13 protein-coding genes and 1 other annotated feature are annotated in these 12,824 nt (G+C 48.7%); of the genes, 2 read left to right on the top strand and 11 right to left on the bottom strand.

Translation table 11 applies throughout. The annotated features are described in order from the left end of the window. Positions 1 to 307: 307 nt before the first annotated feature. The 9 genes from PBOR_RS13735 to PBOR_RS13700 all read right to left on the bottom strand — a co-directional run bounded on the left by PBOR_RS13735 (position 308) and on the right by PBOR_RS13700 (position 7,981). Positions 308 to 838 carry a hypothetical protein gene (locus PBOR_RS13735; protein ID WP_042212451.1) on the bottom strand — a complete coding sequence of 177 codons (531 nt, stop codon included), beginning with the start codon at positions 836 to 838 and terminating at the stop codon, positions 308 to 310. Next, positions 835 to 1,254 (bottom strand): MerR family transcriptional regulator, encoded by a 420-nt coding sequence (locus tag PBOR_RS13730; RefSeq protein WP_042212449.1) that lies wholly within the window; start codon positions 1,252 to 1,254, stop codon positions 835 to 837. Before PBOR_RS13730 ends, PBOR_RS13735 begins: the two co-directional genes overlap by 4 nt. Positions 1,255 to 1,588: 334 nt before the next feature. Then, a complete protein-coding gene (locus tag PBOR_RS34990; protein WP_245648169.1) occupies positions 1,589 to 2,125 on the bottom strand; it encodes a hypothetical protein in 537 nt (178 codons plus the stop codon). Further along, positions 2,122 to 2,331, bottom strand: coding sequence for a hypothetical protein (locus tag PBOR_RS38065; RefSeq protein WP_245648168.1), 210 nt, complete (start codon positions 2,329 to 2,331; stop codon positions 2,122 to 2,124). The genes PBOR_RS34990 and PBOR_RS38065 overlap by 4 nt, the downstream gene beginning before the upstream one ends. 41 nt (positions 2,332 to 2,372) lie before the next feature. After that, on the bottom strand, positions 2,373 to 4,793 hold the full coding sequence (gene helD / locus PBOR_RS13720; protein WP_042212446.1) for an RNA polymerase recycling motor HelD: 2,421 nt from the start codon (positions 4,791 to 4,793) through the stop codon (positions 2,373 to 2,375). Positions 4,794 to 5,072: 279 nt separating this feature from the next. After that, a complete protein-coding gene (locus PBOR_RS13715; RefSeq protein ID WP_042219392.1) occupies positions 5,073 to 5,666 on the bottom strand; it encodes a flavin reductase family protein in 594 nt (197 codons plus the stop codon). 27 nt (positions 5,667 to 5,693) lie between these two features. Next, the gene (locus tag PBOR_RS13710) at positions 5,694 to 6,632 is read right to left on the bottom strand and encodes a ring-cleaving dioxygenase (RefSeq protein ID WP_042212444.1); all 939 of its coding nucleotides are present in this window, start codon (positions 6,630 to 6,632) and stop codon (positions 5,694 to 5,696) included. A gap of 371 nt (positions 6,633 to 7,003) precedes the next feature. After that, the gene (locus PBOR_RS13705; protein ID WP_042212441.1) at positions 7,004 to 7,477 is read right to left on the bottom strand and encodes a GNAT family N-acetyltransferase; all 474 of its coding nucleotides are present in this window, start codon (positions 7,475 to 7,477) and stop codon (positions 7,004 to 7,006) included. An 18-nt stretch (positions 7,478 to 7,495) separates the two neighbouring features. Next, positions 7,496 to 7,981, bottom strand: a complete 486-nt coding sequence (locus tag PBOR_RS13700; RefSeq protein ID WP_042219390.1) for a GNAT family N-acetyltransferase — start codon at positions 7,979 to 7,981, stop codon at positions 7,496 to 7,498. A gap of 178 nt (positions 7,982 to 8,159) precedes the next feature. Next, positions 8,160 to 8,418, top strand: a binding site (T-box leader). A gap of 45 nt (positions 8,419 to 8,463) precedes the next feature. Between PBOR_RS13700 and PBOR_RS13695 the strand changes: the two genes are divergently transcribed. Together PBOR_RS13695 and PBOR_RS13690 are read left to right on the top strand one after the other, a co-directional pair. Beyond that, complete coding sequence (locus PBOR_RS13695; RefSeq protein ID WP_042212439.1) at positions 8,464 to 9,465, top strand: tryptophan--tRNA ligase; 1,002 nt, start codon at positions 8,464 to 8,466, stop codon at positions 9,463 to 9,465. Positions 9,466 to 9,556: 91 nt separating this feature from the next. Further along, positions 9,557 to 10,378 carry a class I SAM-dependent methyltransferase gene (locus tag PBOR_RS13690; RefSeq protein ID WP_042212436.1) on the top strand — a complete coding sequence of 274 codons (822 nt, stop codon included), beginning with the start codon at positions 9,557 to 9,559 and terminating at the stop codon, positions 10,376 to 10,378. A gap of 105 nt (positions 10,379 to 10,483) precedes the next feature. On the opposite strand, the gene PBOR_RS13685 is transcribed toward PBOR_RS13690, so the two are convergent. Continuing rightward, positions 10,484 to 12,082, bottom strand: coding sequence for a hypothetical protein (locus PBOR_RS13685; RefSeq protein WP_042212433.1), 1,599 nt, complete (start codon positions 12,080 to 12,082; stop codon positions 10,484 to 10,486). Continuing rightward, positions 12,075 to 12,788 carry an ABC transporter ATP-binding protein gene (locus PBOR_RS13680; protein WP_042212431.1) on the bottom strand — a complete coding sequence of 238 codons (714 nt, stop codon included), beginning with the start codon at positions 12,786 to 12,788 and terminating at the stop codon, positions 12,075 to 12,077. The genes PBOR_RS13685 and PBOR_RS13680 overlap by 8 nt, the downstream gene beginning before the upstream one ends. Positions 12,789 to 12,824 lie beyond the last annotated feature (36 nt).

Genomic DNA, 12,824 nt, shown 5'->3' with positions numbered 1-12,824 from the left:
TCCCCTCTGAGCTTAACTAATTCACTCAATTCACCTTATCGGGTGCGAAAACTTTTAGAGCCAACGGCAATTTGTCCGTTGGCTCCTTTCTTTCTTCCCGTTCCATTACAAACCGGACAGACGAACTCCTGGGATTCTTCAGTTTCACGTTCATACACCCGTTCCCTAATGGCAATTTCGTTTTCATAATCCCGCTCCCCTTATGTATTCCGGATCAGCTTAATCATACCGGTGTTTAAGGACCGTTCATATGCCGGGAATGATTTAAGATATTCCTGCCATATGGCTATTTACACGTAAGCAACTATTATCCCATTGCCCCTTCGACGCGGTACTTCTTCTCCCATTCTGACACATGGCTGGAGTCAATTCTGATCAGCTTGGCCGGAGGGTATTCGGTATATCCATTCATCTCACCGCTGCCTGGCAGCAGATGCAGTTCTTTAATTCTGCGCACCACTTCCTCATCGGTATGAATAGCTCCGGACTCTTCATCAGATACGACCCTAAGCGGGATCGTCTGCCTGATACTGATGACAGATCCTGCACCGTCTTTGTATGACAGTTCAACAGTAATATAGTGCATCCCGCAGGGTATTGGCTCCCGCGTAAAGATCTCGATGAACAGATCCGTTGCAGCCAGCGGCTCAAGAACAGAGATCACCCCGGCGCTATCCTCCGGAGCATCATTTAGATTCTGCGTCCGGTGAAGTCCTGCCGGCAGAGTAATCTGCACGCGGATATTCTGGACTGGACACGGCGGAGCAATCTGAATCCAGAGATGATTCATGCCTTCTTCATTTTCAATGGCAGATTTGGCATAACGGACTTGCATCATGCGTGTCCCTCCTCTTCAAGTAACCGGGTAACGCTTTCGATCATCTTCACCTTCAGCTCTGGAGAGATACGCGAACTCACCGAGAGAACCACATCTTCACTGACAATATGCGTTTCGTTCCGGAGTATCTGGTCTGATTGATACATACGCAGGTTGTCTCCAATCTTAATCACTTCGTCTATCGGCAGACCCGCTAATTTCTCCTGGGCCGATGAGAGTGTATCACCACTCTTGGACAAAACGAGGATGGCGCGTAAATAATGCAGATGGTTATCCGTATACGTCCGCTTATTGCCAACCAGTTCAAGCGGGGGGAGCATACCAATCTGCGTGTAATATCTAACCGTCCGTAAATTCATTTGCGGGTCTTCGTTCTGCAGCACTTCGGCCAATTGCTTCGCAGTGTACGTATTCATAGTAATCACCCTTCTTGTCGAGTCATATATACAGTATAGTGTTCATGTTACAGTTTAATGTATTAGTTACAGTTTAGTGTAACCATACTTCATTGTCAATATTCCCTTTTGCCTGAGACCGGGACAGCTTTCAAGTAGTTGGAAAAATGCATTTTGCAGCCTAATAAGTGCTGAATCTCCAACTGTTGCTTGGCAAGGACTCCTCCGTTCATGAGCAAGTGGTGATAATTCAACTATCTCTAGTATCCTAATTTCCTAATAACAAAAAACCGGCTGCAGCGCAGCCGGTCAAACTGGTCATCTTAATTTTCATCAATGGCTTTCTGATCATTCCTTACTGACCAGTAAGCGCACGTATCTTACTTCGCATAGACTCCTGATGGCTGGCAAACTGCTTATGTCTATGCCCATTGGCACCTGACGGATGAGGGAATCCCCACAGACAGTCTCGTGCATCCAGCCCCCCGTCCGCTGCAAGCTGCTGAAGCACCTGCTCAACATTTTTGCCCAGAGGTATGATTAACGGCTGATTCATGAGACTGAGTTCATCTTGCAATGAGCTTAAGGCCGTCCGGTTTAGAAAAGGGTTGGTCCGCAGACTGGGATGGGTCCCGTTATAATTATTCCCCGCCACAAATACCGGAAACCGCAGCAGAGACGTGGTGTGCAGCAGCTCATGGTGATCCTGAAACAAATCCCCGCTGGACCCGATGCCCAGATAACGGTGCAGTTCAAGCGCGTCCAGCATCTCAACTAAATGGGTTCTCATCGTTCCGGCGAAGCCGGCTTCTTCTTTCGCCTGTCTGCACACCGCCTCATCGGACAACCCTGCCTTAAAGCCAGCCTTTGCTGCTTGCAGCGCTATTCTCATTTGTGTCCACCCCGGCGTATTCCGATAATCACTACTTTGGCGGCAGGATTGACATACTCATTATGCGGTGCGTAGAACATTTCAAGCATTCCGCTGCGCTGCATCAGCAAGTCACTGGCCAACAATTCTGCTTTGGACAGCATTTTATCTTCCGGGAGCTCAAGAATCGTCTGTCTATACCTATTCAAATGACTGGAAATAAGCATGCCTCTACTCCATTCAATAAATTTCCAGGGTCTACCTGCGTTCAGTGCTCCTCCAGTTCATACAGTGCCGGGTCTACCCCATCGACAAACGGCGTCCATTCCCCTGTCGTGTACAGCAGCAGCATGTGCATGGCCCGTGTACAAGCGGTATAAAAGAGCTTGCGCTCATTTTCACGGGTGTAGCTCTGCGGGGAGGCGTCGTAGATCAGCACAGCGTCGAACTCCACGCCTTTGGCCAGATAGGCAGGAATCACCTGTACCCCCTTCTTAAATGCAGGAGTGTTCTTGGTAATGTGCAGCAGCCCGGCAGCCCCTCCGGCGGTCAAAGACGCATAGGCCTCTCCGCTCTCAGCCGCAGTCTTCGTAATTACAGCAATGGAAGTGTATCCATCCGCCTGAAGCTTAGCAACATCTTGCACGATGCGTTCCGCCTTCATCTCATTGCTCTCCAGCTTAGTCAAGACGGGCTTCCTGCCTCTCCGCTCAAAAGGGACAATCGCCTCACCGCCGGGCAACAGCGGCTTCGTGAACTCCACAATCTCAAACGTCGAGCGGTAGCTGCGGACCAGCTGATACTGCGTAGTCTCCGCCTCTCCATACAGCTGAACCAGCGGTGAACCCACACCCGACAGATTCGTTGCCTGCGTGAAGATCGCCTGGCCGAAATCACCGAGGACCGTCATACGGGCACGGGGAAACAGCTTCCGGAGATATTCATACTGGAACATGGAATAGTCCTGGCCTTCATCCACGAATATATGCCGCACCTGCGTGTTCGTCCGGACACCTTCAATCAGTTCTTTTAAATACAGGTACGGTGTCGCATCTTCATAAAAGAGTTCATTTCCGCCCAGCTTATCCTTGGTTTGTCCGCAGATATCAGGCCAAAGCTCCGGCACCTCCGCATCACCTGTCATTTCCCTGTAGGCTTCTTCATCAGTGAACAGCTGGCGGTATAACCCGTTCATGTCGATAAAGGTGAACCGCTTGATTCCCCGTCTCAGCGGTCTGAACTGCTCCTTCACGATCATCTCGCCCAGCAGCTCTTCCTCCCGTTCGGCAAAATCAAAGTCTCCCTCATCCAAACTGCGCTTGTGCACCAGCATTTCCTGAAGCCGGAGGTATTTCTCGGCAAAGTCAAACACCCCCTTCTCCCTGTGCAGCATTCCGTACACTTTAGCGAATTGCTCATTATCGAGATAATTCATCTCCTCCTGTACCCAGGACGCCCCCTGCTCCTCTTTCTGCAGTCTGGCCAGCTCTTCCAGCAGCCATTTCTGCACCAGAGTAACGCGGTTCGGCAGACGAATTGACGGATCATAACTGTAAAGTTTTGTTTTGATCTGCTCCCCCGATATTAACACACGGTCCCGGAAGCAAATATCGTTAAGCAGCATGCCGTCCTGCTTCAGCCACTGCACATAGCCCTGAAGTGCCCGGAGGAAGGCTTCCGATGCCTTATATTCAATGGCCTTGAGGCGGGCTTGATATCCGCGGTCTGTCTGCCTGGTCAGCACATATTCCATCTGATCAAACGGATCTTCTATCCGGTAATCCTGACCCAGCCACGTTTCCAGATATTCCTGAAAGGTTACCTGCTGCATATTCTCTTCACCCAGCTCCGGAAGAACAGTAGACACATAGCTGTTGAACATCGGGTTAGGTGAGAACAGCACGATCTGATCCGCCGTGAGCCGCTCGCGGTGTTTGTATAGCAGGTAGGCTACGCGCTGCAGCGCTGCTGATGTTTTACCGCTGCCCGCCGCTCCCTGCACTATAAGCATCCGGCTGGTATCATTGCGGATAATCGCGTTCTGCTCCGCTTGAATCGTGGCGACAATGCTCTTCATTTGTGAGTCTGCACCCTTGCCAAGCACCTGCTGCAGCAGTTCATCTACAATCGTTACACTCGAATCGAACAGATGCTGAAGCTGACCCTCACGAATCTGGTACTGCCGCTTCAGTTCCATCGTTCCGGTGATCCGTCCTCCCGGTGTATCAAAAGCGGCTTTTCCCGGAGGATAATCGTAGTACAGGCTCGCAATTGGAGTCCGCCAGTCATAGACTACGAAGCTCAGGCCATCCTCATCGATGAAGGAAGAAACTCCGATATATACCTGTTCTTCAGCATTCTGGCCATCCTCGCGGAAATCAATCCGCCCGAAATAAGGCGAGGGCAGCAGCCGTTTCATATTCTTCCATTGCTGCAGCTTCCGGGCATGACTGCGTTCCCGCTCGGATAACACGGCATTCTGCTGCGTAATTGTGAAAAAGGACTCTTCAAAATCCTCCTCCGTGCTCGTATTGACCGTAACCTCCTCCCAGAATCTTTTGCGGATGTCTGTGGCCTGCTCCTTTAACCGGCCAACCTCCGGCTCCAGGTTTGCGATCCCCAATTTCAGCTTTTCCTTTACCTGCTCCAGCCACTCCTGTTCCTGCTCCCAGCTGCTTATCTTCTCCATCACCCGAACACTCCCTTTTCTTGAAGGATAAGAATCTGAATACTCCGTGCCATACACTTCCCTTATCTTTCCCGCTGAAAAAGCCCCAAACTGGCGGGTTGACAAACCGGATGTCTCTTTGCTATAATTAAGATATAAATAAGATGACATACCTATGTTCGTTTTTCAAAAAAGTCGACAGTTCTTTAACTTTAGCATATTACTTCTTTGTATGCAATACTTCCCGATACATAATTAACCCTGGCGCTTCCGCCAGGGTTTTGTTGTACCTATATGCTCTTACACCGGCCGCTCGATCGTAAAAATCTCACCAACCCCCGCATAATTATTCCCCGCCAGGCGGCTTACCGCCCCTAATTTTACCGGATCAATTCTTCCCTGTTCGTAGATATCCTCATCCATATGAAACTGTACAATCCTGCCGATAATCAGGTCATTATTAGGCAGCTCCACACAATGCTCAAGCAGGCATTCCATCCGCACCTTCGCTTCTTTAACCCCCGGAACAGCAATCTGCAGGCTGTCTACAGGCGTCAGTCCGGCTAAAGAAATCTCACTCTGGTCCGGAGGCAGGGGCGCTGCGGTGATATTTACCTGCCCGACATTCTGCTGATCCACAATATGAACGACAAACTCCTTCGTCTGCTTAATATTCCGCGCGGTATCCTTGGACTGGCCCGCAGCATGCTGAATCGAAATAGAGATCATTGGCGGGTTAGAGGATACAATGTTGAAATAGCTGAACGGCGCACCGTTTAAGATCCCCTCCTCCGACATCGTCGTGACAAAAGCAATCGGCCGCGGGATAATGCTCCCAACCAGAAGCTTATAATTGTCCCGCTCGGTATTGTGCTGTGGATCAATTGAAATCATCATAACATCCCCTTCTCTGGAGCTGGATTAACCTAATTCTCTTATAGTGAACGGCAGCAGCACCTGTTCAAGCTGTTCTCTGTGCGGCTCATATTGCGCCGGCAGCATCAGGTGGCTGCCCATCGTTTCCGGTGTTTCGTCATGGGCGAAGCCCGGAGGATCAGTGGCGATTTCAAACAGAATCTCCCCATGCTCTCTGAAGTAGATGGCGTTGAAATAATTCCGGTCCTGAACTGGCGTTACCCCATATCCATTATCATGCACATAATCCTGCCATTCAAGCTGATCCTGGTCATCCTTCGCTCTCCAGGCGATATGATGCACGGTGCCGACACCCATTTCACCGCGCTGTACCGCAGTAACCTTCAGTTCAACCACATTTCCGATATCCGCAGCCGAACGGTAACGGGCGATGTCGCCTTCCTGTCCTACGAAGGTAAGTCCCATCACCTTCTCCAGCAGCTCAGCAGTCTGCTCCGGATGTGTGGACAGCAGTGTCGCACCGCCGAAGCCTTTGATCGCAACCTCTGGCGTTACTCCGCCGAAGGTCCATTCATTAAGCTCTCCAGCCTCACGTTCCACCAGTTCGAGATGCAGACCATGCGGATCATCGAATTCCAGGTATTGCTCGCCAAACCGCTCCATTTCGGTAAAAGCAACCTCGAACTTCGTCAGTCTTTCTCTCCAGAAAGCCATCGCCCCTGCCGGAATCACATATGAAGTAACGCCGACTTGCCCCCCGCCAATTTTACCCTGATACGCATCTGCCCAAGGGAAGAAAGTAATAATAGTCCCCGGCTTGCCGCCATTATTGCCGAAGTAGAAGTGATACGTTCCCGGATCGTCGAAATTAACAGTCTGCTTAACCAGCCGGAGTCCCAGCACGCCTGCATAAAAGTCCATATTTTCCTGCGGATGGCCGACTATTGCGGTGATATGATGAATGCCCATAGTTTGTTTGTTCATTTGAATTCACTCCTGTTTTGATTTATTTGAGTAGCAACTAATATAGCCTATATATCTTTACTTTAAGATATTAGGTCAAATATTATCTTTAAGTTAAGATATTTTATATTATCACTTTACTTTTTATTAATCGGCTTGTCAAGCACCTGTCTATATCTATTACTATTTACAATCCTGCACAAAATGCAACATTCTCCTCCCTAAAACATCCATAATCGAAAATTGTTGTACGGAATGCAGCATTCCGCCTCCTCCAAGCCGCTGAAAGAGACAAATCCTGCATTTCATACAACAATCCCCTCGAAAACTTAGGTATTTATGAAATCAAAGTTGCAATATATACAGCATTATATAGCTTTATAATGTGAGCCTTAAATAAGCTTTTTTTCATAAAAACACAAAGTCAGCTTGTCGTTGATCTCTTTGGTCTCACCCGTTCTTCTGTAACCCAGCTTCTCATACAGGTAGCAGTTCCTTTCCTCTTGCATGATGGTAGCCAGCCCCCAGACTGTAGCGTCAGCATAGATTTTCTCGATCTGGGCGAACACCTGCTGGGCTATGCCTTGGCCTTGATATTCCGGCAAGATAAATATTTGGCCGAGCCAATATTTCTGCTCATCTGTCTTTTTGACTCTGATACTGCCTGCCGCGACACCGGCATACCGGATGATGTAATAATCTACAGAAGCCTGATTGATCCGTTCCGCCACTCTCTCCACAGTTTCATTGGCCGGGTTCGTTTCATGATCCTGATATTTCTCGAGCAGAGGCATGAATGCCCGGGTTTGCATTTCATGAATCGCTGGCGCATCTTCCACTACCGCTGTACTTAACGTAACTTCCATTCTATGTACCTCCAGATTTTATACAAAATATACATAATCCAAGTGCTCGCCGTCCAGTCCGGCAATATGATTATTCGGTCTTCTGCGCGACAGGGTGAATCCGATGCTCTCATACATCCGCCGGGCGGGGATTAGATCATCATTCGTCGTTACAATAATTTTCCGGACTTCATTGTGGAGGATTCTATTCACTGCTTCTTGAAGCTGCATTTTACTGTAACCCTTACCTTTGTGTGCTGAAGCAATGCAGTTATGGCCTATTTCCGCAACCTCAGGCAGGTTCCTCGGGTCCCAGGAAACAAAGCCGATGGCTTCACCGTGTAGCGTTGTGATGAACCCGTATTTATCGGCAATTTGCAGATTATCAAAGAAAAAGTTGTCAAAATCCCGCCATTCAGCAAGGCAGCTTTGCTCATACCGGCAATCAATGGCATAGGCGTCTTTCAATAGTTCAAAGAGTGTTCCCCGCCCGAACTCACTTATTTTTCTATATTCTATTCCCATGGCTCCCCCCATTTCTTCTTTAAATACACTTACAAACATTACAATGAAATACATTATTCCACCATGATATATTGCATGTAAGTTCTTGAATACAAACTGACGGCACTTCACTAAGGAAGCCCTGCCAATTGACATTCACCCATAGATGTTGTAAAAATACAGTAATACAATTTTATACAACTATGCAATGACGAAGAGAGTACGCATAACGAATACTCCAGAGAGCTGATGATCGCTGCGAATCAGTGTAGGGATTATGCCGAAGTGGGCTTCTGAGCATCCAAACCGAACCTTCAGGAAGTAGGCTTTGGCGAAAGTCTCATCGTTACAAGAGACGCGTATTCAGACATATAGTGTTTGTCGCGATACGTTCAAGCGGGTCCGGATCACAATCCGGGCTAATTAAGGTGGTACCACGGGGTTTTCTCGTCCTTTTCAGGATGAGAGGACCCCTTTTTGATTTTTATAAACGGAGGGATAACATGAGCAAGGAAATTGTATTAACCGGAATTAAGCCTACAGGCAAAGTCCATCTGGGGAATTACATCGGTGCCATCAAGCCTGCACTGCAACTCGCCGGGGCCGGTGATTGTACTTCACTTTATTTTATCGCTGACTATCATGGATTAACTTTCATTCAGGACAGAGAAGAGTTTAATCATCTGTCTTACAGCATTGCAGGCACATGGCTGGCATTGGGACTGGACCCGGACCGGGTGATTTTCTATAGACAGTCTGATGTGCCGGAGATCTTCGAGCTGAGCTGGATTCTGGCCTGCCTGACCTCCAAAGGTCTGATGAACCGTGCCCATGCGTACAAAGCCATTCATGAACAAAATATTCAATTAGGCGTGGATGCGGATACCGGAGTCAATATGGGCCTGTTCACTTATCCGGTTCTGATGGCAGCGGACATTCTGCTGTTTCAATCAGACAAGGTTCCTGTCGGTAAAGACCAGATTCAGCATGTGGAGATCGCCAGAGATATTGCCGAAGGCTTCAACCGCATTTATGGAGATACCTTCAAGCTGCCTGATTATATGGTAGATGAGAGTACAGCGGTCATCCCTGGCCTTGACGGGAGAAAAATGAGCAAAAGCTACAATAATACGATTCCGCTGTTCGAAACACCAGAGAACCTGAAGAAGCTGATCAGCAAAATCAAAACGGACTCTACGCCTCCCCAGGAGCCGAAAGACCCGGATACGTCTAATATTTTCTTGCTGTACAAAGAGTTTGCGGCTCCCGCTCAAGTACAGGATTTCAGGAACCAATATCTAAGCGGCATCAGCTGGGGCGAGGCCAAGCAGGAGCTGTTTCAGGTGATCAATGCTGCACTGGAGGAGCCCCGGAAGAAATACCATGAGTTAATGGCAGAGCCGGAACAGATCGACGCCATCCTGTGTGAAGGTGCCCGGAAGGCAAGAGCCCTAGCTGCACCTCTGCTTGCCCAGGTCAAATCCAGGATCGGACGCTATAAATAGATCCCCAGAGCGGAGTTTGACTCAAACAGGTGATATGGTAAAATTATCTAATCTATACCTGATATAAAATAGACTGGTGGGAGGAATATCGGTGAACGCACGTAACTCAACGTATAATTTCCAGAATGTCAGTATCGGAGCAGAAGCTGAACTGCTGCGCTTGCAGGAACAAGCTTTGATGGGCTGGAATAAAGAGTACCGCACTTTGCAGCAATTCGGATTGACAGACGGGATGAAGGTTCTGGAGGCCGGTGCAGGTCCGGGATTTGTCACGGGTCAATTGCTGGAGCACCTGCCACACAGTGAGATCACAGCCCTCGATATCGATGATGCTTTACTTGAAGAGGCTAAGCTCAGATTAAGCCACATCCACGAATCACGGCTTACCTTCGCCCACGCTTCGGTGTATGAGACTGGACTGCCTGACAATCAATATGATTTTGTTATTGCCCGTTTAATCTTTCTTCATCTACATAACCCGCAGCAGGCAGCAGCAGAACTTAGACGTGTCCTCAAACCTGGCGGCAAATTGGTCATTATCGATGTGGACGACGGGATGTTCGGGGCAATTGAGCCTGAAATCGGGGTTATGCCTGCTATTATCCAAAAGCTGGTCCAGCAGCAGGCTTCAAGAGGCGGAAACCGCAACATTGGCCGAAGCCTGCCACGCCTGTTATCCGGCTCCGGCTATACAGACGTAGATATGGATGCCATCCTCCAGCACAGCGATCTGCATGGTATAGAAGGCTTCAAGCGGCAATTTGATATTAACCGGTTCACCGGGTTCTATAAGACAGGTATCATTACGGAATATGAGTATGAGGAATTGAACCGAGCTTATGAACAATTCTGCCGTTCCCCGGATGCGCATGCGATGATGCTATTTTTTATGGCCTGCGGTACTAAACCTTAATAGATTAACATAAGGGGCTTTGATGAGCATTGTTCATAGATAGCACAAAGAAACCACTTCTTTGAAAGGGTTAATCCTATTTTAAGAGTGGTTTCTTTTGTATGGCTACAGCCTCTGAAACAAACGTTCCCCGCTAACCTGTATATATCTGTACATTCCGGCGCATACCGCTGCCATAAGGATTCCATAGCCCAGCAGGATGAGATTTCCATTCACTGTACTCAGCAGCATTAACAGTGCGGCCGGAACAACCAGACTGATGAATCCCAGAAGCATCGATACCAGCACCGCTGCACTCTGCTTGATCGCCGTAACCTCACTTGTCCAGTCCAGCTTAGGCAGCTTCAGGTTCACAATCACACCCAGCATGGCTGAATAGCATGCATAGAGCACAGGGATCACAAGCATTAATATACTTTCCATCCATCCGGTCCGCAGCGTATATATAAGCAGTCCCCAGCTCACGGCTATGACCGGTATCGTAATGGTGAGATTCACGGCAACTTTGCTGAGGATAATGGTTGGCTTGGATACGGGCGAGCTTGTCAAAATCCACAAATGATTCCCTTCAAGCGAAACCGAACTTGCCGTAGTGCAGCTCAGAACCACAAATAAGGAAACCACAAGCGGACTCAGCGTGCTCAAATACTCCGATAACTGCGGAATGTCGAGCACGACCCCAAGCTTCTCTGAGCTGACGAACAATAAGGAAACTGACATAACCAGTAATAGCACCATACCGATACCCGTATTCAGCACATAATTGGCTGAGCTGAAATAGCGGCGCAGCTCCTTGAAGTACAATGCCTTAAAAGCAGAATTCGCATGCAGCGGCTTCATGGTATACCTGCTGGCTGCGTGGCTGGTCATAAGGCCTGTATGAATAGCTTTGTACCGGGTTGCCAGCACAGTGGAAAAGAGTACAAATGCAAGTACAGACAGGCCGATGAAGAAGATCAGTGAACTTACCCGGTACGAGCAGACCGCATCGACATACACGGACGCCAGGGGATACAGCTTAAAGATCGCATCGCCCAGCCCTGTCCCCACATCAGCAAGCTCCTGCTGGTCTCCATCAAGCTTAAACGAACCCAGCATGAATACAATAAGGACGGCAAAAGTGAATACAACACTAATCATCTTGCTTGCTCTAAATCTTGAAGAAACCCAGCTGATGAGTGCGCCTATAATCGTTGCCGCTACAATCGGCAGCAAGGTGATGAATAAGAGTGTCATTCCAAAAAACAGATAAAACAGCACACCCGGACTGACCTGTATCGCATAGACCGCGCCCGCAGGAAGCATAACCAGCAGTGTAAAAAACAGATTCATCACATACAGCTGAAGCACCCGGCTCGCAACCACATGACTCGTCTTCACCGGCAGCGACATCACCAGATCATAATCCTTATAGCTGAATAACACCCCGCTGGCCTTATAGACTGTGGTGAAGAACCCGACAATCGAGGTAACTGCCATCATAATAGCCAGCAGCAGATCCATCCGCCCCAGCTCCTCGAAAGCCATGGCCATCATGAAGCTGTAGCTGAAGGACACCGCTCCTATCATGAGTACACCGGCTATAATCGTTATGCTGAGCAGCAGCGCCTTGCGTCTCTCTGCAGGGTCTTTCGTATGCAGCGCTTTATTCAGGCCGAAGGAGGACAGCAGCTGCAGCTTCGTCAATCTCCAGATATTAATCATTGTCGATCAACTCCATGAATACTTCCTCAAGGCTGTTCTTGCCCTTCACCTCTTCAGTGCTGCCATGGGCAATGAGCTGGCCTGCCTTAATGATCGCGATCTTATTGCATATCTTCTCTGCCGTATCCAGCACATGCGTCGAGAAGAAGATCGCCCCTCCGCTGCTGCACAGCTCAGCCATGATGGTTTTCAGCGTATGCGCAGCTTTGGGATCCAGTCCTACAAAAGGTTCGTCCAGCACCAACAGCTTGGGCTCATGTATAAGCGCTGAGATAATCGCAAGCTTCTGCTTCATGCCGTGAGAATACGAAGAGATCATATCGCCCAGATTGGCCGTAATCTGAAAGGCATCGCTGTATTTCTTAATGAGCCGTTCACGGTTGGCCTTGGATACACTAAAGAGATCGCCGATGAAATTCAGGTACTGGATGCCGGTAAGATGATCGTACAGATCGGGATTATCCGGAATATAGGCAATATTCGCTTTGCAGGCTACCGGATCTTTTTTAATGGAGATTCCGTCAATCTCTATGTCTCCTTCTTCAAAATCAAGTACGCCCACTACAGCACGGATGGTTGTTGTTTTGCCCGCCCCGTTATGTCCGATGAAGCCATAGATATCGCCCCGCTCGACCACTAAGCTTAAGTCATCTACCGCCTTCTTCCCGCCTTTATAGCTCTTCGTAAAATGTTTGATCGTCAGCATGTCCTCTCACCTCTTCATTGGTGTCAGCAAATAACT

It is taken from the genome of Paenibacillus borealis (genome assembly GCF_000758665.1).
Classification (GTDB): domain Bacteria; phylum Bacillota; class Bacilli; order Paenibacillales; family Paenibacillaceae; genus Paenibacillus_AQ; species Paenibacillus_AQ borealis.
The sequence above is the reverse complement of the archived record's forward strand: the minus strand, read 5'-3'. Positions and strand labels throughout refer to the sequence as shown.